Below are 19,478 nucleotides of genomic sequence, written 5' to 3'. Positions count from 1 at the left end.
AATATCATAATCTCCAAAAAAGGGTTGCGGCGCTTTGCCACAACCCTATGGAAAATCAAGTTCTACCACTAGCTGTGATAGCTTGGCACATTTGTTCAGCTAAACACATCACCTACATTTTCATTCATTTTCGGATCTTCGCCATAGCTATTTTTACCTCTGGTTCCATCCAAACACATGAATACAAAAACGATTAACCCGCCGAGATATGGTATGAAATTCAAAAGAACGAACCAACCGGATTTGTCTTGATCATGGAAACGCCGCACTTGTACCGCTATTGATGGTACAATGACTGCCAGGAAATAAAGCCCGATCAGTCCAAACATCAAGCTTCCGCCGAAAGACATTTCGCCGGCCGCGTCCGGGGAAAAGGCACCTAAAATTCCGCCCAATATCGTGATCCCAATAACAACAATTACCTGAAAAAGCGCGAACATCCAATATTCCTTGCGTCGCGACCGCCCGCTAAAATCCGCATAGCGCTTTAACGGCATCAACATCCATTCCATTGCTCTTCCTCTCTTTACATCTGTGTAAAGAGCCTAAGCCATTGAAATTGAAAATCAAGTTCTAAGTATTCTATCGGGATAGCGGATTAAATCTATACGTATCTCTTAACTGAACACTTGTTCGACCTCTTGAACGGGATTAGTAAGAGCGATGTAGATGCCCGCAGGAAAAAGCAGGTAGAGGGTTGCCAAAGCCATGAACAACGATCCGCCCACGATCATTGCAAGGGTAATCGAGGCCATGGCAGCCAAACTGGTGAGATATCCGACGACACCAAATAGCAGGGTAAATGCTACCGAAACTAAAAACAGATACAGCATGATTATCATGCTATTATTTTTGGTCAGCTTCCAAGATGTTGCGAGGGCACTGAACGGATTAAAACCGCGCTCTGCCGCCATAACTGGGCCAGTGACAATCAGCCGTGCACATAGAAAAAGGAACATAATGACGTAGATTGCGTAAAAGATAAAAACGGCAACGCCAGGTGCCGTTGTTGCAGTTTCGATTGTCAATGTGTAACCCGCAATTGCACCTAAAACTAAACCAATAAGGACGAGCAAGACCGCAAATGCCACAGCCAAAATGATGAGGGAAAATATCGAGGGGAAAGCGGCTATAATGCCATAGAGAAAGGAGCTAATGAAGCTCTCCCGTTCGCGCACTAAAGCGATACGCCAACCGATGAAATATCCGGCCATCGACAAGGCGGATATCATCATCGTACCAAAGATGAAATTGCCCATCGTACTGCCTACTTCTTCGAGCATCATTTCTGGTTTTGTCAGAATATCTTCTGCAAATAGCTTAACGAAATCGAAAAATAGGAACAGCAAAAGGCCCGCCATCGCCATGGATAGAATGACCTGCACCAAAGCGATTTTTGCTCCATGTTGCTTAAACATAGCGAAGCAGCTTTTCAACGCTGTCGAAATCTCAAATTTACTCAAGTTAGTCTCCGGATATTTGGGTATTTGCCTAGATGTGATTTTGCGAGAGCTGTTGTTTCTGAGAGTAATTATGTTTGATTTTATCTTCGAAACAGCACTCATGGTATTGACGTAGGCAAGCCACCAGACCCGCAAAGGTCTGAATATGAGACAGCTAAATGATGTTCAAAAAGAGTGAAATGCTGAGCGTATATGCTCTATTGTCATTAAATTGGATGGCAGGACAGATCATCTGCCAACAGAACGGGTCCGCCATAATTTTTTGCAATTGCGGCATTGACCTGATCTTGAACGTTTACGGCGCGCTGCATGTGATGGGTTAGCAGCAATGTCTTGGCATCGAGCGCCCCAGCGGTTTCACCAATTGATTTTGGATCGCGATGGAGTCCGCGGGGCTGTCCGTCTGCCATGGTGATAGCATTATGCATCACAAGCAGATCCGGTTTAGTTCCAGCAAGCGTTTGGACAAAGTCCTCGCTGAGAAAACTTTGATCGCCGGCCATCACAATGGTCTTGCCTTTGGCGCGGATGATGTAAGCAAGGGCAGGAACATCGAGGTGATGGACGGCGATCGCATCAACTTGCAAATCATCCTGATCCCAGACTCGCTGCAATCCTGTCTTGCTGCTATCAATATTCTGGATCGTAAGGCGGGGCAGGGCATCATTATCTTCGAGATAGGGATGGAGATAGCGTAGAGCACCGCGATCTTTGCCGATCAGCGCATCAAGATAACCGACTGTTGACGGAAATTGATCATTTCCGGATGGACCAGCTATGGTGAGGGCTTCAGTCCGGGCGGCGAAAGCACCGTTGTTCAATAGTGCCGGAAGGCCGCTGGCATGATCTCCATGTAAATGGGTAAAAAGGATGGCGTCATGGTCATTGAAATCAATACCAGCCTCACCGTAGCGAACAAAAGCGCCGCTACCGGCATCAACGAGCAGCCGCGCTTTGCCATCAATCCATAAAATATTGCTGGCACCTGCGCGGTGATCATCAGCAATCGGACCGCCGGAGCCTAGAACTTGTAGGGCAAAAGGGTTGTCGCGGCATGTGTCCGCGATGTTAAAATTTCCCGCATCATTAGCAGTGTCAGGGACGCAGGCGGTCAGCAATGCAAACGTGGCTGCTGCAGACCAATAAGGTATCTTTTTAACAATTGCTGTCATGCACATTCAATGATCTATCTTAGCGCATGAGGCAACAAAATGCTTTTTAAGCCGCTTCAGCCTTGCGCGCTGCTTTCTTGCGATCATTGGGATCGAGATGTCGTTTGCGTAAACGAATGTTGTTTGGAGTAACCTCGACCAGCTCGTCATTGTCGATATAGGCAATGGCCTGTTCCAGCGTCATGATTTTTGGCGGAGTAAGGCGCACGGCGTCATCCTTGCCTGTTGAGCGGAAGTTGGTCAGCTGTTTCGATTTCATCGGATTGACGTCGAGATCGCCCGGCTTTGCATTTTCGCCGATAACCATGCCTTCATAGACCGGGGTCTGGCCGCCGATGAACAAGATACCGCGTTCTTCCAAGGCGTTAAGCGCATAGGACATCGCTGTACCAGTGCCGTTGGAAACCAATACACCAACGGGACGACCTTCGATAACGCCTTTATAAGGGCCATATTTTTCGAACAGACGGTTCATCAGGCCGGTGCCGCGCGTATCGGATAGAAATTCGCCATGATAGCCGATCAATCCGCGTGATGGAGCAGAGAATGTCAGGCGGGTCTTGCCGCCGCCCGATGGACGCTGTTCCGTCAGCTCAGCTTTACGGCGCTGCATTTTGGAAACCACGGTGCTGCTATGTTCATTATCCACATCGATAACCACGGTTTCATAAGGTTCCTGACGCTTACCATCTTCCTCACGATAGAGAACTCGTGGGCGGGAAATCGAAAGTTCAAAACCTTCGCGTCGCATTGTTTCGATGAGGACTCCAAGCTGCAATTCGCCGCGACCGGCAACTTCGAAACTATCTTTTTCGTCGCTCTCGGTGATTTTGATCGCCACGTTGGATTCTGCTTCGCGTAATAGGCGGTCGCGGATGATACGGCTGGTAACCTTGTCGCCTTCGCGGCCAGCCATCGGGCTGTCGTTGACGGCAAAGTTCATCGACAGCGTGGGCGGATCAATCGGCTGAGCAGCAATCGGTTCTGTGACCGAGGGATCGCAGATGGTGTTAGCAACCGTGGCGTCTGTCAGACCGGCGAGTGAGATAATATCGCCCGCTTTGGCACTGTCCACGGGCACACGCTCGAGCCCGCGAAAGGCCATGATTTTCGTCGCTCGACCAGTTTCAACAACCTTGCCATCCATATCGATTGCGTGGATCGGTGCGTTGAGGTCAATTTTACCACTCTCTACCTTACCGGTCAGGATACGACCAACAAAATTGTCGCGGTCGAGCAATGTCACCAGGAATTTGAAATCGGCATCCGGGTTTACATCCGGCTCAGGCACATGCTCCACAATTTTATCGAATAAAGGAGACAAGTCACCTTCGCGTACTTCCGGTGTATCACCGGCATAGCCATTGCGGCCGCTGGCAAAGAGCGATGGGAAATCAAGCTGTTCGTCATTGGCATCGAGATTGACGAAGAGATCAAACACTTCGTCGAGCACCTCTTCCGCACGACCATCGGGGCGGTCAATTTTGTTGACGACCACGATGGGTTTCAAGCCGAGTGCCAGTGCCTTGCCCGTCACAAATTTCGTCTGCGGCATCGCGCCTTCGGCACTGTCAACGAGCAGGATAACGCCATCAACCATTGAAAGGATGCGTTCCACTTCGCCGCCAAAGTCGGCATGGCCAGGGGTGTCGACAATATTGATCCGTGTCCCTTTCCATTCGACGCTGGTGCATTTCGCGAGAATCGTGATGCCGCGTTCTTTTTCCAGATCATTGCTGTCCATCGCGCGTTCTTCGACACGCTCATTGTCGCGGAATGTACCGGACTGGCGGAAAAGCTGGTCCACAAGAGTGGTTTTGCCGTGATCAACGTGCGCGATAATAGCTATATTGCGAAGAGACATATCAAATTCTGCCGTAAGAGAGGAAAGGGGGCTTATCTGCCGCGCCTTGTGTTGGATGCGCCCTTAACCTGTTTCGTGCTGCGCCGCAACATCAGAAACCAGCTTTGATATTGTCTATCGTTACACCACAAAAATCACATGTGGAATTTTCACATAGATAAGATAATAGTAAGTTCCCCAGGTCTTAACTGCACTATAGATAGAAATGAAAATCCAGCCTGTATCATCATTTAGTGTAAGTGATCCGTCCATTACTATCGTGATGCCGGTATATAATGGCGCACGCTATCTGGATAGTGCGATCCGTTCGGTTTTGCAGCAGCGATATTCCGATTGGGAACTCATCTGTATCGATGATGGATCTACCGACGGTTCGGACGCGATAATTATGGGCCATGCGATGGCTGACCAGCGCATACGTCATCTGAGCAATGGTCAAAATTTGGGACTACCCGCTACGCTTAATCGGGGTTTCACCGAAGCGCGGGGGATGTTCCACAGTTGGACGAGCGACGACAATATCTTGCGCGCCGATATGTTAGTGAAACTGGTCGAGGAACTGGAGAACAGACCCGATGTGGATATGGTCTATGCGGGTTACAGCGTTATTGATGATGCGGACAATATCATGCGCTATGTGGCACCGCCATCAATGGATAAACGTTGGTATGGGAATCCGGTTGGTGCAGCATTTCTCTATCGCCGCGAAGTCACTGAAAAGCTTGGAGGATATGACGAGCAGCTTTTTGGCGCTGAAGACTATGATTATTGGATGCGCGCGGCGCATTACTTTGAAATGATGCCACTTGACGTTGACCTCTATCTCTATCGCCGTCACGATCGGAGCCTGACCGATCAACGGAGCAAAGACATTCGTCAATTGGTATCCAAAGTGCTGTTGCGGGAACTGGAGCAGGTTGATGACAAAGCCTTGCGAGCCAATGCACTGGTCCATCGAATTTTATCCAGCTGGTATCATTTTGATGTGAAATTATTTGGCAAGGCTTTGGCAAGCCATCCCCCGACCGTGTTGAAAGCATCGCCGCGGCTGGCGATAGATCTGGCCCGTGCAATCTGGCATCGCGTTCGGCCTTAACTCCTATCAATAGTTTTTTGGTTTGATGTCTTCTTGAACCGGCGGGATTCATAGGGCGATGCAGCGGGAGATGTCCGGGCCTTCGTGTGACCACAGTCTGAATATCCGCTTGTTATACTTGCTTCAGAAACCGCGTTGAAGCATTGGCAAAACGCGATGCAAACTATAAGACTGATTTTGATAGATAAATTTATCTGGTTGTTAGGGGGCTCTGTTCTTTTGGCAACCTTGTTTCCGGTAAGAGGAACAGCTGAGCCCATTGCTGCATTTGCGGTTTCGGCAGGAATTTTCTGGATATTTCTACTTCACGGCATCCGGTTGGATCGACAAGAAGTGGTTGCGGGTTTTCGCAATTGGCGTCTGCAGTCGGCCGTTTTCGGATATGTTTTCGGCGCAATGGTGGTCGCTGGATTTATCCTTTCACGCATTGTTGACGGGCATATTGCTCCCATGATTGCGGTCGGTTTTCTATATCTCGGCTGTCTGCCTTCCACGATCCAATCAGCGGCGAGTTATACTGCCATCGCAAAAGGGAATATGGGAGCATCGGTCGTGGCTGCGGCGACAGTGAACCTATCTTCCATCATTATCACGCCTGTAGTTTTTGCTTTGCTGGCTAGCTCTGTCGGTATTGTTATTACGGGCGGTTCTTTTGTGAAAATCATAACCATGCTGTTGCTGCCATTTGTAATCGGGCAACTGATCCAGGGTTGGGCGCGTCCATGGGTGGCGCAATATGGGAATATAGTGGGATGGTCTGACAAGATTGCTATCAGCTTGGCCGTTTATGTCGCCTTCTCCGGCGCTGTGGTCGCAGGCATCTGGCAGCAGGTACCTGGTGATCAGTTCCTGATCGTTGCTATCGCGATCACCGCGCTGTTGATGTTTGCATTTGGCGGCGCTTGGCTGCTCGGTGGTATCGCGGGCTTCGCTTTGAATGACCGTAAGGCGTTACTATTTGGCGGGGCTCAAAAAAGTATTGCGGTTGGAGCACCTCTGGCCGCCATATTATTTCCGCCAGAAAACGCCGGATTGTTGCTGATACCGCTACTATTCTATCATCTATCTAGTCTAGTGCTGTCGGCACCATTAGCGGTGCGCCTGTCAAAGTCCTAAAGGTCGAAACCTTTAAAGCTCTCGCAGTGCGCGCGCTGGTTTTGCGGATAGCACTGGTATTGATCCCAATAACCCAATCCCTAGCGTAACAATTGCTCCGATAGCTAGCGTGACCATCACAACCATCCAGTCTGGCTGCCACGTAAACTCGAAAATCTGGGTTATTACAAACCAACCTGCGAGAAGGCCTAGACCCAAAGCAACAGCAGATAGCAGCAAAGCCAGAACTGCGTATTCTATCGCTTGCGCCGACAAGATTTGCGACCGGGTTGCACCGAGCAGTTTCAGAATGACGCTATCATAAACGCGCGACTGGCGAGAGGCTGCAATCGCCCCAATCAGCACGGCTATCCCGGAAAAAATGGCTATGGATGCAGCGGAGGCAATCGCAGTGGCCATCTGATCCAATATTGTGCCGATTTGTGATGCTATTTCTTTAACTTTAACCATTGAAATAGAGGGAAATTCACGCGGTAAGGAACCCAGTAATCCATCCTCTTTGGCTTCGTCCAACTGAACCGTTGCCGCTACATTGTGCGGCGTATTAGCCAGCACATTTGGCGGGAACACTAGCACATAGTTAAAGCCAAAATTGCGCCAGTTGATCTTACGGAGCGAAGCAACGGTAGTTTTAATCTCAACGCCGAGAAGGCTAACCGTCAAGCTGTCTCCAACATTTAACCCTAGCGCTGCCGCCTGTTCTGAATCGACCGATACCAGCGGCGGACCGTCATAGTCGGCAGGCCACCATTCACCGGCCGTAATTTCACTGCCTTCGGGCAATTCGGCGCTGTATGTTAGCCCTCGATCACCACGCAACACCCAAGCCCCCTCTGGTATTTGGTCGAGTTCAGAGACGATTTGTCCGCCATATTCGGTAATGATACCGCGCAGGGTGGGTACGATATTTATGTCTGCTTCAGGGGCACTGGCGTTGACCTGCGTTTTGAACTCGTCGGCGCGTTCTGCGGGAATATCGAGAACAAAGAAATTCGGTGCTCTTTGAGGAACGCTGAGCCTGATTTCATTGGTCAAGCTGGTTTCGATCGCGGCCAGCGTGGCGAACAAAGTCAGACCAAGGCCCAAGGCCACAACCAGTTGACCGGTCTGAGCGCCGGGGCGGTGAAGATTGGTAAGAGCCAGTCGTAGCAGTGGTTGTTTTGGCCGCGGCGCCTTGCTAGCCAGCCAACGGATCAGCACGCCGAGCAAGCTAAGCAGCAACAAAATTCCAAGGGCGGCGCCAATAAAGGCGAGTGAAAATATCGGTTCTCGTCCGCTGCCTACAGCTAATGCCACGATCGCAGCAATGGCGAGGGAGACGGCAATCCATGTCGGCTTGTCAATCTCGCGCCATGACCGGCTTTCGCCGCGAAATAGTCCGGCGGCAGGAATTAGTTTCGCCCGAGACAGCGGCGGCAGAGCGAATATAACCGCAATGAGCAAGCCATAAGCGGCGCTGACAAGCAACGGTAGTGGATAAAGTGCAAATTCGGGCTTGATCGGCAAAACTTCGCCAGCAACCTCAATAATGATTAGCGGCGCAAGCGCACCGATAACCAATCCAGCAGTTATCGCAACCAGAGCAACCGCTAAAATCTGAAACATATAGATGCGAAAGACCATTGCGCTGTCCGCGCCCAAAATCTTCAGCGTCGCTATCGCACCCTGTTTACCGCGCAGGTATGAGGCAACACCATTACCGACGCCAATTCCGGCAATGACCAGCGATGCGAGGCCGACGAGCGTCAAAAATTGACCCATGCGTTCTATAAAACGCCTAGTGCTCGGCGCGCCATTGTCGCGGGTTTTGACTTCCCAAGCGGCGTTTTTATATTGTTTTTCCAGTTGATCACCGAGCTCAGCGGGATCGGCTGTTGCAGGTAATTTTAGGCGGTATTTGCTTTGGAACAGGCTCCCGGGTTGGATCAAGTTTGTCGCGCGCAGGCCTTGCAAAGAAGTAATAGCAACCGGCCCCAAGGATAATCCCTCGCTTAGTCGATCGGGTTCATCGCCAATAACCCCCCTTACAGTGAAAGTTGCTTCGCCAAATTCAATGGAGTCACCGATCTTTAGAGATAAGCGCTGGATCAGAGCAGGTGTGACATAGATATCGTCGACGCCAAGCGGGGGTGCATTCGCTCCGTCTGCTAGGGTAAAATCGCCATAGAGCGGGTAGAGTGCATCGACACCTTTTAGCTCGACCAACTGGGTGTCGCTGCCATCGGGCAACCGCGCCATGGCTTGCATGCGCAAGGTTTCGGACAGCTCGCCCGCCGCATTTAGTGTTTCAAGTTCCGTCGGCGTTGCTTCGCGCTGGGCCACGGAAATTTCCAAATCGCCGCCCAATATCGACTGGCCACGATTGGCGAGTTCATCGGTGATCGCGCTTGTCAAGCTGCCGATAGCAGCAAGGGTTGCAACACCCAAAAACAGGCAGACGATTAAGAGACGCAGACCAACAAACCGGCCGCGCAAATCGCGCCGGGCGATCGTCCAAGCTTTAGAGAGATCGGCACTCACGCCGCGCTATCTTTCTCTATCATTCCATCACGCAGTTCGATGATCCGGTCACAGCGTTTGGCTAACTCCGGGTCATGCGTAATGATCAGCAAGGTTGCTTCGCTGGCCCTCTGACGTTCAAAGAGTAACTCGATAATGATCTCACCGGTCGCCCCATCCAGATTGCCGGTGGGTTCATCGGCGAAAATGATCGAGGGGCGCGAGGCCATGGCGCGGGCAATGGCAACTCTTTGTTGTTCACCGCCCGATAATTGCGTTGGGTAATGACCAAGTCGGTCGCCAAGGCCAACAGCCTCCAATTCTTTCGCCGCAATCCCGAATGGATCGGCTTGACCATCCAATTCCAACGGCACTGCGACATTTTCGAGTGCGCTCATGGTCGGTAACAGGTGAAAGGCTTGTAAAACAATCCCGACTCGACCGCGTCGGGCGATGGCGAGTTCATCCTCATTCATCGCACCAAAATCCGCACCGGCAATATTCACGGTTCCACCAGTTGCTCGTTCCAAACCTGACAATATAGCCATTAATGACGATTTTCCTGACCCAGAGGGGCCAAGCAAAGCAACCGTAGTGCCGGACTTAATCGAAAGATCTATCCCGCCCAAAATATCCACCCGTGCATCGCCTTCTCCCAAAGAGAGGGTGACATTCTGTGCATCAATGGCAATATGAGACTTAGATTTAGCGGCGTCGCTGGTTGCGGCGGTTTTTTGTAACATGGTGGGAAGGTGTATCCGATGTTGAACAGGTTTACGACATATGGGTTTTGCTTTGCAATTCTTCAACTTCTGATTGCTTGCGCTCCGGCAGTTGAAGAAGATTCTGCCATCGTCGAGCAGCAGCAAGCGGCAAGCGACACGCCTGATGAACCGGTCGCAGAGGCAAAAACGCTCATACTGGCCTTTGGCGATAGTCTCTATGCAGGCTATGGATTATCACCGAATGAAGGCTTTGCGCCGGAACTACAGAAAGCGCTCAACGATGCTGGTCAGGATGTCAGGGTGCACAATGCCGGAGTATCGGGTGATACGACAGCGGCGGGTCTGCGCCGCATGGACTTTGTCTTGGATAGTCTCCCCCGCAAACCCGATCTGGTATTGTTGGGACTGGGCGGAAATGATTTGCTGCGCGGTCTTAAACCATCGGAAACGAGAGCAAATATGGAGGCCATGGTGAAGAAACTGTCCGACCAGAGTATCCCGGTGATGCTGACGGGGATGCTGGCTCCGCCTAATTTGGGCCAGGAATTCAGCGATCAATTCAATGTAATTTATCCAGCGCTAGCCAAAAAATATGATGCCGACCTTTATCCGTTTTTCATGGATGGTGTAGTGGGCCGGTCCAACTTGATTTTGCCAGACGGGATTCACCCCAATGCAGAGGGAGTGGATGTGATTGTCGATAGAATTACGCCAAGTGTCGAAATGGCGCTGCAGGGATAGTTGCACAAGCCCAGTTAAATCATTGGTCAAACTACTATAAGCACTGAATGGACAATCCCCAATCTTGCATTAACTGTGTTATTTTTATAATACAGTAGGGAAACGCTTGAAAAGCGCAGCATTTGCATCCATTTATGAACGGAGTGCTGCAGGATAAGCAGCGAGATGGAGATTGAGCCAATGGCGACCGAGACGATTACCGCAACCGAAGAATTGACCCTGACACCACCTGATCCGGTGGTAGCCGTGGCGCCTACAAAGGCCGCTGGGCTTGTGCCAGTTGGCGACGAAGTAAAGTCAAAGCTGGAAGAGAAGGTCGATAGCTTTATTGATGATCTGATTGCGCAGGATGAAAATAGCCCGGAATTTGGTAAGAAAGTTGACCAGATTACGAATATGGGCCGTAAGGAAATTGTTGATGCGGCGGGCCAATCCAACCGCTTTTTGGATCGCCCCGTCCGGTCGATGGATGAGGAGTCAGGTATTGGTGCGGATTTATCCGAACTTCGCCGTACGGTAGAGGATCTCGATCCCGGCAAGCGCGGCAATTTGCTCGCACCGCGCAAATTATTCGGCATCATTCCCTTCGGCTCCAAGCTGCGCAACTATTTTGACGGTTATAAGAGTGCACAAGGTCATATTGCTTCTATTCTCAACCGCTTACAAGGCGGCAAAGATGAGTTGCTAATGGACAATGCCGCGATTGACGTGGAGCGTAAAAACCTCTGGGCGGCAATGGGTCGGCTGGAGCAGATGATCCACGTATCCAAGGTTATGGATCAACGGCTGGAGGAAAAGGCAGCAGACCTCGATGCAACTGATCCTGCCAAAGCAAAGGCCATACGAGAAAGCGCGCTTTTTTATGTACGTCAGCGGACGCAGGACTTGTTGACTCAAATGGCAGTGACGGTGCAGGGCTATCTGGCACTTGATCTAGTCAAGAAAAACAATGTCGAACTGGTGAAAGGTGTCGATCGCGCCAGCACGACCACAGTCAGCGCCTTGCGTACTGGTGTAACCGTAGCGCAGGCGCTCACCAATCAGAAGCTGGTGCTTGATCAGGTTACGGCTTTGAACACCACTACGGCGGGCATTATCGATAGCACAGGAGATATGCTGAAAAACCAGACCGCACAAATTCATGAGCAAGCGGCGTCGGCGACAATCCCGCTCGAGACATTGCAGCGTGCGTTCCAAAATATTTATGACACGATGGACAATATCGACACGTTCAAGATCAAGGCGTTGGAAAATATGAAAACCACCGTCAATAGCTTGTCCGGCGAAATTGAGAAATCCAAAGGCTATATCGCAAGGGCTGAAGGGCAGGATAAGGCAGCGCTTGAAGCGCCTTCAGAAAACCCGTTGAGCGCGCTTGAGGGATAAACGGATGAGCGAAAGTAATCAGCAAGTTTATGATAACGCAGCGAACTATTATCGCAGCTATAAATTTGCCGAATCTATTGGCGAGCGATCCAAAGGCTTGAAACGTGGGTATTTTCGTAAAAAGTTGGGGCGAGCCGCATTGATAACCGTCGGTGTGCTAGTCGGCGCCGGTGTCGTCGGCGGCATTATGAATGGTATCGGTTTCTGGGGTGTGATGATTTCTGCCGGCCTGATCGCTGGTGGCGTATGGGCGGCAATGAAATTTCCCAAAATGAAGATTCCGACGCCTGAAACGTTGGTGCAATCAGACTTGAAAACACTGGCCGGAAAGACTGAAATCTGGCTGGAAACACAACGCCTTGCGTTACCGAAGCCTGCGGTGAAGATCATCAATGACATCGGCACACAGCTTGATATGTTATCTCCGCAATTACAAAAACTCGATGAAGCAGAGCCCGCAGCTTATGAAGTACGGAAGCTAATGGGTGAACATCTACCGGAGCTTATTTCCGGCTATCGCGCCATTCCCGAACCGATGCGCAGAAAGAGTAACGATACTGGTAAATCACCGGATGAACAGCTCATCAGCGGTTTGTCGTTAATTGAAAAAGAGATTTCCGGCGTTACGCAACAGATAGCCAAAGGCGATATCGACAATCTTTCGATCCGCGGCCGTTATCTTGAGCTCAAATATGATAAGACAGGCGAGGCGGAATAGCTCTTTCAATCTGCTGAAATCCTCGTAACCGCGTTATCAGATGCTCCAGCACCGCCGGGTGAAGCTCGTCTGAAAATTCGCATCCATAATCTTCATAATCAGCCCATTTGATTGACGCACTGAGGGTCTGGATTCCAGGTAATCGAATATGGACCGGCTTCTCGTGATCAAGGTCGGTATAGCTCGTCATCTTGAAACCAGAAACGGACAAATCCGAAAGCGTTGCCCGAAAAAGTTGAGAGTTCGACTGTTTGACAAATATCTCTGCTTCGACGATTTGCAGAGAGCCCCGTCTATTATTCGGCGGCGGCGTTTGATATTCATCTGTGCTGTGCGATTGTGGCATTTTTCCGTCCAGATTGTTGATCCTGGTGATCAGAACGGATATTTGGTCGGTATTTGTAGGCTGGAGCGACAAAGACGATTTCTGGTAATTGAGACGAAAATCGGGATACTGTTAGCGCCTTTGGTCATACCGCGTCAAAAGACCCGTTTAAAACTTGCGATTGACAAGGTCTTCAAACTCTTCGCGGCTGATCTTCATCTTGGCGCACATATTCTCAATTTCTTCGGGCGTTGCGTTTTTAGTTCGATATTTCAAACTGTTGATCAAACCATTTTCGCGGGACCAAGTCATGGTCTTTGGCTTGCGCCAACGCAAGATTGTCACAATTATCACAGGAATACCGACGGCAATAATCGCCCAGAAATCAACGAGTTGAACGCCTGAAAGGGAAGCAATAATCTGGTCTAATGGCGCTGCCATAGGATCAAAAGACCACAGATTGTTGAAAAAGACGTAAATAGCAGAGAAAACAGATTACCAGTTCGGCTGTTCTATCGTAATAAAATCTCTGATTTCGTTGGATTGCGGCCCCAACGTAATCGGGTTTCTAACGCCGGGCAGGACGCAAATATCGAACAATTCCGTAATCGGGCCATCAAAGCGCAACCATTGAGCGACTTCACCGGTAGAGAGTGACAATATCTGGATGCCGCACCAGGCTGCTGTGTCCGCTTGTTCGAGTTTTTTGTCCAGTGCCAGGCCTTCGAAATGACCATGACGCGGTTTTGAGAGAGTGACAAAGGCGTGATCGTTATGAAATTCCAGACCCCGCAAAAATCCAGGACAAAAAGCAACCGGCGTGAACGCATGGTCGGTGGGGTGTAGCCACCCCAGTTCTCCGGTGCCGGAGTTCAAAAGCCAAACGCGTCCGACATGAAAGCGCGGGCTGTGCGGCATTGACAATCCGTCCGCTAGTATTGTGTTGGTTTCGATGTCAATAATGACACCGCCATCATGCCGTCTGTCGCGCCAACCGTCTTTCTGGTCTGATTGAGAAACCGCACTGGCATATTTTGCCTGCCCGTCCACCATTGCAAAGCCGTTGAGATGACAACGATCCTCGGTTGCCAGAGCGGAAATAAACTCAGGTTTCCAGATTGGCTTAAAACTGTGCGTTACGCTTGGTATACTGAGGCAATTGTGAAGTGTATTGGTGAATATGATCTGGCCATCTTCGCGAATGCCCAGTTCATGAATATCGACATTGCCCGTCGTTTGCATATTGCGCGGAACATAGACTTTATCATGCACATCATTGGCCAGCTGTTCGGGAGCCAGAACATTTTCCAGCCGCACAATTTGGGTCAAAGTGCCGAGATATATGCGGTTTTCATTGGCGGTGACGCCCATTGCCTGTGGATATAATGCTTCATGGACCGCTAGTTTGCCATCAGGTCCGCGGCCAACCAGATAAAGCCGTCCCGTTTGGTATGAAGTAAAGCCAATCGAAATGTCATTGGCCGCTAGAAAATCAGCAAGGCCCAGCGAGAAACTGATGGTTGTCTCTTCAGCATTGGTTCCCGTCCCGCCATTCGGAGCGTTCTGATCATCTGGCTTGTGCATCTGTGTCACTTGGCCAGAACCGGTCTGTTTTTGTTCACAATGAACCCCCGCCTTTGGATCCCCCGTGAGGATTCGAACCTCAATTAACGGAGTCAGAGTCCGTGGTATTACCATTATACGACAGGGGAGTGCCGGGGCGCGCAATAGGCTGAGGACAGGGGCTGGTCAAGAGTTTTTCAAGGGTGTTTTCCAATGATGGTTTGTCGCTAAACCCTTGCACATCGGCCGGGCTACGGTTATCTCTATGCCCAAGTACCGGCGGTATTATCCGATCCGGAGAATATAAGAGTAACGGTCATGGCGGATGAAGCATCCCCATCGCCGCAACGACAGGACGGCGGAAAATCCGCAAGGACAGCCCGCCCGAAACATGCGGCGACATATAAGAACGGGGGGCGAAATGCGTCTCCTTCCCATAAAAATGGCTCTCGTTGGCCAAAGCTACGGTCCTATGCGGCAATTGATCTAGGCACCAATAACTGCCGATTGTTAGTCGCAAAGCCCTCATCTGACGGGTTCATTGTAACCGACGCTTTCTCGCGCGTGGTGCGATTGGGTGAAGGCTTAGTCGAAACCGGCCGGATCAGTAATCGCGCGATGGACCGGGCCGTTGCCGCCTTGTCGATTTGCGCTGACAAGTTAAGACGACGCAATGTGACATTGGCACGCTCGGTTGCGACGGAAGCTTGTCGCCGAGCCAGCAATGGCGAAAAATTCATCGATCGGGTCCGGCAAGAAACCGGCATTGCCCTTGATATCATTACCGCAGAGGAAGAAGCGCGGCTGGCTGTATTGGGCTGTCAGATCCTATTAGAACCGGGCGAAGGACCAGCGTTAATATTCGATATTGGCGGCGGATCGACCGAGCTTGTGCTGGTCGATACTTCTGGCAGCGCCCCTGAGATAATTGACTGGTTAAGTGCACCTTGGGGCGTAGTGTCTTTGACAGAAAGTGAAAAGTTCAACGCTGATGATCCGTCGGCACGCGAGCAAGCGTTTGAAAATATGCGGGACCGGGTGGCGGAGAGCTTTGCGGAATTTGCCAGCCGCTTGCCGATATCTGACACTTCCGATTTCCGACTATTGGGCACGAGCGGCACCGTAACGACGCTTGCCAGCCTGCATCTTAAATTGCCGCATTATGACCGCAAAGTCATTGATGGTCTGATTGTGCCAGCCGAGTCTATGCGCGATATCAGCGCGATGCTGGCGGCCTGTTCTCCGCAAGAGCGGGCGGATATTCCATGTATCGGAAAAGAGCGTGCGGATCTCGTGGTTGGCGGCTGCGCTATATTGGATTCTATCCTTGATATTTGGCCGGCAAGCCGCGTGGGCGTAGCTGATCGCGGTATAAGAGAAGGCATATTGCGCTCGCTCATGTCTTCAAACGAACAAAGGCGGCGATCGTGAGCAGGGGGCGCTCCGGCAATAAACAACGCGTAAAAACGGCTAAAGGCCGCAAGATCGGGTCTACACGATGGTTGGAACGGCAGCTTAACGATCCTTATGTCAAAAAAGCCAAGGCAGACGGCTATCGCTCTCGGGCCGCTTATAAAATATTGGAACTGGACGAGCGGTTCAAATTTGTCCGTAAAGCCAAGGCGGTGGTCGATTTGGGCATTGCACCCGGCGGTTGGGCGCAGGTCATCAGAAAATTTGTTCCGCAAGCGAAGATTGTCGGTATCGATTTGCTGCCTGTGGATGCCATTGAAGGTGTTACAATCTTCGAAATGGATTTCATGGACGATAGCGCACCGGACAAGCTGATCGATGCGCTGGGCAGCGCGCCTGACCTGGTATTGTCGGATATGGCAGCCAATACCGTTGGTCACCAGCAAACCGATCATCTGCGGACTATGGGTCTGGTTGAAGCAGGTGCCCATTTCGCCGTAGAAAACTTGCAAGACGGCGGAGCATTTGTTGCGAAAGTTTTGGCCGGCGGCACCGACAACGAATTGCTGGTTCTGCTCAAGAAGCATTTCAAGACGGTAAAACATGCAAAACCGCCTGCGAGCCGCAAAGGATCATCCGAGTGGTATGTGGTCGCACAGGGCTTTAAAGGGCGAGCGGAAAGCACCTAAATTCAGCTTAAGTTTACAAAGTGTACAAGGTGCTTGAGGGCGCCGTTCTGCTGACCGATATTTTCCAAAGTTCACACAAGTCACAGTGATCTCGATTTTCATTTTTGGACGAACTTTACAAACTGCGTGCAGTCCATACAGCGACTTTCTGTTGTGCAAATCTCTTTCAAAGTTCACACAAATCACACAGCATTTGCGTTGGTAATCAAGATTTAGAACTGAGAAAGAGCCATATGAATTCTACTATCAATCCGGGCCTGTAGGAAAGGCTTTTCCTTCATTATCGGGCCGCTCACGGCTCTCACCCGGCGCCTGTTGAAGGGTGAACGCAAAATGCAGCGGCGAGCCAGTCTTGAGTACGAGATTATTTCGAGCCGCGCGCCTTGGCGATCATTTCTTTCAGGCCATCATAACCAACGGCTCCGACCTCGGTCTGGTTGCCAACAACAAAAGCGGGTGTGCCGGTAAATTGCAGCTTGCGGGCGACTTCGATATTGCTTTGCACTTCCTGCTGCGCTTCGGGCGTGGCAATGAATTTGCGCGCAGCGGCCATGTCCAGACCAACTTCTTTGGCCGCACTTTCAATCGTCGACGGGGTAGGGCGTCCGGTTGCAAACATTGTTTTGTGAAAGGCGTAGTATTTGCCTTGCTTCGCCGCCGCTAAAGCCATCAAGGCAGCATCGTTACTGGCTTCGCTCAGGATAGGAAGTTCGCGGAATACGACTTTGATATTCTTGTCTTCTTTCAGCATCCGATCAATATCGGCCGTAGTCTGTTTGCAATAGGGGCAGGCAAAATCGGAATATTCAACTATAATAACATCACCATTGGGATTGCCTGCAAAAGCGGCACCGGCAAATGGTGTCTCTATGTCCTTGCGGATTTCATTAATTGCTGCGGCTTTTTGCCGAGTTTGCAATATCTCAACCGCTTCGGGGATGATTTCCGGGTTTTTCAGAATATAATCGCGGACAATAGCTTCGATCGCTGCCTGTTCCTTGCTATCGATTCCAGCTGCCAAAGCGGCCTGTGTGGCCTCTTCGCCTGCCGATGGGCCACTGGACTGCATAAACCACACGGTCGCGGCCGCTGCTATGGCCAAAACGCCACCTGCCATAATCATCCACTTTCTATTATTTTCCACGTTTTACCATTCCCTGAGGATAAAGCCTCCATGTCGAAGCTTCGTTCGCTTGTCCACAATTGTTACAGACGGGGTGAGAATTTAATGAAGCGGGGCTTTAGCGGCGACGTTGGTCCGATCGCTCAAACTCATTTTTCGCTATTAGAGAAATATCCTGCGCCCGAATCCATTCCGGCGTATTTTCCTTGATGCCGGCCATCGCAATTTGCGAGCTGCGAATGGCGCTACCATAGTTGCGTTGCAACAAGGCGCTTTCCGCCGTTGCCAACTGTGCCCGGGCTGTGTCACCTTGCTGTGAATAAACCACGCCGAGCTGATACCAGGCAAATGGATTGCGGTTATCTTTAACGACGGCCGCTTTCAACACACGCTGCGCTTCTGCAAAATGGGTTTCATCTTCGGTCGCGATAAGCGCATGACCAAAGAGGCTGGCAATGAGAGGCTGATTGTTGGTCAGCCGTACCGCTTTACGCAGCGATTCAAGGGCTTCATCCGGTCTGCCGGATTCGAGCAAAATCTGCCCATGCAATTCCAGAAAATACGGGTCATTTGGTGCGTCTTTCAGAAGGTTATTCACCTCCATCAGGGCGCGGTCGGGATAAGCACTTTTGTGCCAGGCATAAGCACGCGCATAGCGCGCCGGGACACTTTGATCGCTTTCAGGAAATTCACGCAGTGTCGTGTTCGGTTCATTAGTAAAGCCGAGCAGCTTTGCTTTCACGCGTTGAAAACGGGCCTCAATCTTGGGATCAGGGGGCGTGTCCCATGCGGGATCGGCCTGATAAACATCGCGGAGCAAGCTGACACGTTCGCCAGAGAGCGGGTGGGTGCGGCCATAGCTATCCTCTTGCGGGATACCCAAACGAAATTCGTAATTTTGCAGCTTTTTGAAAAAATCAATCGAGCCGCGTCCCGTAATACCCGCGGCTGAAAGGTAACGAGCGCCAGCGCTATCAGCGGCACGCTCCTGCACCCGACTGAAGGCGAGGAATTTACCGGTTGCAGCCTGTTGACCAGCAGCCAAGATGCCGGCGCCAGCATCACCAGCGCCGGCCGCGATGGCCGCCGCGCCCAAGATCAGGCTGAGAATGGTAATGCCTGTCGCAGTTTTGATGCCTTCATCGAACCGGATGATATGACCGCCCGTAATATGGCCAAGTTCGTGCGCCATAATGCCCTGAATTTCGACAGCGGTATCGGCTGCGGCAATTGTGCCCGAATAGAAAAACATGCGCTGGCCACCCGCAACAAAAGCGTTGATCTGGTTGCTGTTGATCAGGATGACTTCAACATCTTTGGCGTCCAGTTCCGAAACCGCAACCAGAGGCGCAACCATATCGCTGAACAGAGCTTCGGTCTCCGCATCGCGGAGTATGGATTGGGCCGCAACCGGTTGAACAGTAATCGCGATCATAGCAAACAGGGCGGTGATCACCTGCCCGATACGAGGCAGTGAAAAGCGGGCAAAAGCTTTGCGTTTATTATCATTCGGCAATGACATGAATTTCCTCTGGATAAAGCTCGGGCGAATATACCTTTCTATTGGCATGAGCAGGCTTAACCT

At 50.9% G+C, this 19,478-nt stretch carries 18 protein-coding genes and 1 tRNA gene; 7 read left to right on the top strand and 12 right to left on the bottom strand.

Annotated features, from left to right (window positions below):
- Positions 1–95 precede the first annotated feature (95 nt).
- The 4 genes from J4G78_RS03800 to typA all read right to left on the bottom strand — a co-directional run bounded on the left by J4G78_RS03800 (position 96) and on the right by typA (position 4,499).
- Entirely contained in the window at positions 96–512 is a 417-nt protein-coding gene (locus J4G78_RS03800) for a DUF805 domain-containing protein (RefSeq protein ID WP_207988613.1), read from the bottom strand.
- 105 nt (positions 513–617) lie between these two features.
- A complete protein-coding gene (locus J4G78_RS03795) occupies positions 618–1,418 on the bottom strand; it encodes a glycerophosphoryl diester phosphodiesterase membrane domain-containing protein (protein WP_207988611.1) in 801 nt (266 codons plus the stop codon).
- A 251-nt stretch (positions 1,419–1,669) separates the two neighbouring features.
- Positions 1,670–2,635 carry an MBL fold metallo-hydrolase gene (locus J4G78_RS03790; RefSeq protein ID WP_207988609.1) on the bottom strand — a complete coding sequence of 322 codons (966 nt, stop codon included), beginning with the start codon at positions 2,633–2,635 and terminating at the stop codon, positions 1,670–1,672.
- A 46-nt stretch (positions 2,636–2,681) separates the two neighbouring features.
- On the bottom strand, positions 2,682–4,499 hold the full coding sequence (gene typA, locus J4G78_RS03785) for a translational GTPase TypA (RefSeq protein WP_207988607.1): 1,818 nt from the start codon (positions 4,497–4,499) through the stop codon (positions 2,682–2,684).
- A gap of 205 nt (positions 4,500–4,704) precedes the next feature.
- Between typA and J4G78_RS03780 the strand changes: the two genes are divergently transcribed.
- Positions 4,705–5,595, top strand: coding sequence for a glycosyltransferase family 2 protein (locus J4G78_RS03780; RefSeq protein WP_207988605.1), 891 nt, complete (start codon positions 4,705–4,707; stop codon positions 5,593–5,595).
- Positions 5,596–5,751: 156 nt separating this feature from the next.
- Positions 5,752–6,711 (top strand): bile acid:sodium symporter family protein, encoded by a 960-nt coding sequence (locus J4G78_RS03775; RefSeq protein WP_259371349.1) that lies wholly within the window; start codon positions 5,752–5,754, stop codon positions 6,709–6,711.
- Positions 6,712–6,723: 12 nt separating this feature from the next.
- Here the strand turns inward: J4G78_RS03775 and J4G78_RS03770 are convergent, their stop codons facing one another.
- Complete coding sequence (locus tag J4G78_RS03770) at positions 6,724–9,231, bottom strand: ABC transporter permease (protein ID WP_207988602.1); 2,508 nt, start codon at positions 9,229–9,231, stop codon at positions 6,724–6,726.
- Complete coding sequence (locus J4G78_RS03765) at positions 9,228–9,953, bottom strand: ABC transporter ATP-binding protein (RefSeq protein ID WP_207988600.1); 726 nt, start codon at positions 9,951–9,953, stop codon at positions 9,228–9,230. Before J4G78_RS03765 ends, J4G78_RS03770 begins: the two co-directional genes overlap by 4 nt.
- Positions 9,954–9,971: 18 nt before the next feature.
- On the opposite strand from J4G78_RS03765, the gene J4G78_RS03760 reads away from it, so the two are divergent.
- The 3 genes from J4G78_RS03760 (at position 9,972) to J4G78_RS03750 (ending at position 12,780) form a co-directional block, all read left to right on the top strand.
- Positions 9,972–10,676, top strand: coding sequence for an arylesterase (locus J4G78_RS03760; RefSeq protein ID WP_207988598.1), 705 nt, complete (start codon positions 9,972–9,974; stop codon positions 10,674–10,676).
- A 180-nt stretch (positions 10,677–10,856) separates the two neighbouring features.
- A complete protein-coding gene (locus tag J4G78_RS03755) occupies positions 10,857–12,062 on the top strand; it encodes a toxic anion resistance protein (protein ID WP_207988595.1) in 1,206 nt (401 codons plus the stop codon).
- Positions 12,063–12,066: 4 nt separating this feature from the next.
- Positions 12,067–12,780: a hypothetical protein gene (locus J4G78_RS03750; protein ID WP_207988593.1), complete on the top strand. Its 714-nt coding sequence runs from the start codon at positions 12,067–12,069 to the stop codon at positions 12,778–12,780.
- Here the strand turns inward: J4G78_RS03750 and J4G78_RS03745 are convergent.
- The 4 genes from J4G78_RS03745 to J4G78_RS03730 form a co-directional block, all read right to left on the bottom strand.
- The gene (locus J4G78_RS03745) at positions 12,749–13,126 is read right to left on the bottom strand and encodes a PilZ domain-containing protein (RefSeq protein WP_207988591.1); all 378 of its coding nucleotides are present in this window, start codon (positions 13,124–13,126) and stop codon (positions 12,749–12,751) included. The two genes, J4G78_RS03750 and J4G78_RS03745, sit on opposite strands and share 32 nt — an antisense overlap.
- Before the next feature lie 147 nt (positions 13,127–13,273).
- Complete coding sequence (locus tag J4G78_RS03740) at positions 13,274–13,546, bottom strand: hypothetical protein (RefSeq protein ID WP_207988589.1); 273 nt, start codon at positions 13,544–13,546, stop codon at positions 13,274–13,276.
- Between the two features lie 54 nt (positions 13,547–13,600).
- On the bottom strand, positions 13,601–14,689 hold the full coding sequence (locus tag J4G78_RS03735) for a TIGR03032 family protein (protein WP_207988588.1): 1,089 nt from the start codon (positions 14,687–14,689) through the stop codon (positions 13,601–13,603).
- Between the two features lie 54 nt (positions 14,690–14,743).
- Positions 14,744–14,817 (bottom strand) — tRNA-Gln (locus J4G78_RS03730).
- Positions 14,818–14,986: 169 nt separating this feature from the next.
- Here J4G78_RS03730 and J4G78_RS03725 point away from each other — a divergent pair.
- Entirely contained in the window at positions 14,987–16,099 is a 1,113-nt protein-coding gene (locus J4G78_RS03725; RefSeq protein WP_207988586.1) for a Ppx/GppA phosphatase family protein, read from the top strand.
- A complete protein-coding gene (locus J4G78_RS03720) occupies positions 16,096–16,770 on the top strand; it encodes an RlmE family RNA methyltransferase (protein WP_207988584.1) in 675 nt (224 codons plus the stop codon). The genes J4G78_RS03725 and J4G78_RS03720 overlap by 4 nt, the downstream gene beginning before the upstream one ends.
- A 364-nt stretch (positions 16,771–17,134) precedes the next feature.
- Here the strand turns inward: J4G78_RS03720 and J4G78_RS03715 are convergent, their stop codons facing one another.
- Both J4G78_RS03715 and J4G78_RS03710 read right to left on the bottom strand, forming a co-directional pair.
- Positions 17,135–17,914 (bottom strand): DsbA family protein, encoded by a 780-nt coding sequence (locus tag J4G78_RS03715; RefSeq protein WP_243457211.1) that lies wholly within the window; start codon positions 17,912–17,914, stop codon positions 17,135–17,137.
- 97 nt (positions 17,915–18,011) lie between these two features.
- Positions 18,012–19,415 carry a M48 family metalloprotease gene (locus tag J4G78_RS03710; protein ID WP_207988582.1) on the bottom strand — a complete coding sequence of 468 codons (1,404 nt, stop codon included), beginning with the start codon at positions 19,413–19,415 and terminating at the stop codon, positions 18,012–18,014.
- Positions 19,416–19,478 lie beyond the last annotated feature (63 nt).

The organism is Parasphingorhabdus cellanae (genome assembly GCF_017498565.1).
GTDB lineage: Bacteria > Pseudomonadota > Alphaproteobacteria > Sphingomonadales > Sphingomonadaceae > Parasphingorhabdus > Parasphingorhabdus cellanae.
The sequence above is the reverse complement of the archived record's forward strand: the minus strand, read 5'-3'. Positions and strand labels throughout refer to the sequence as shown.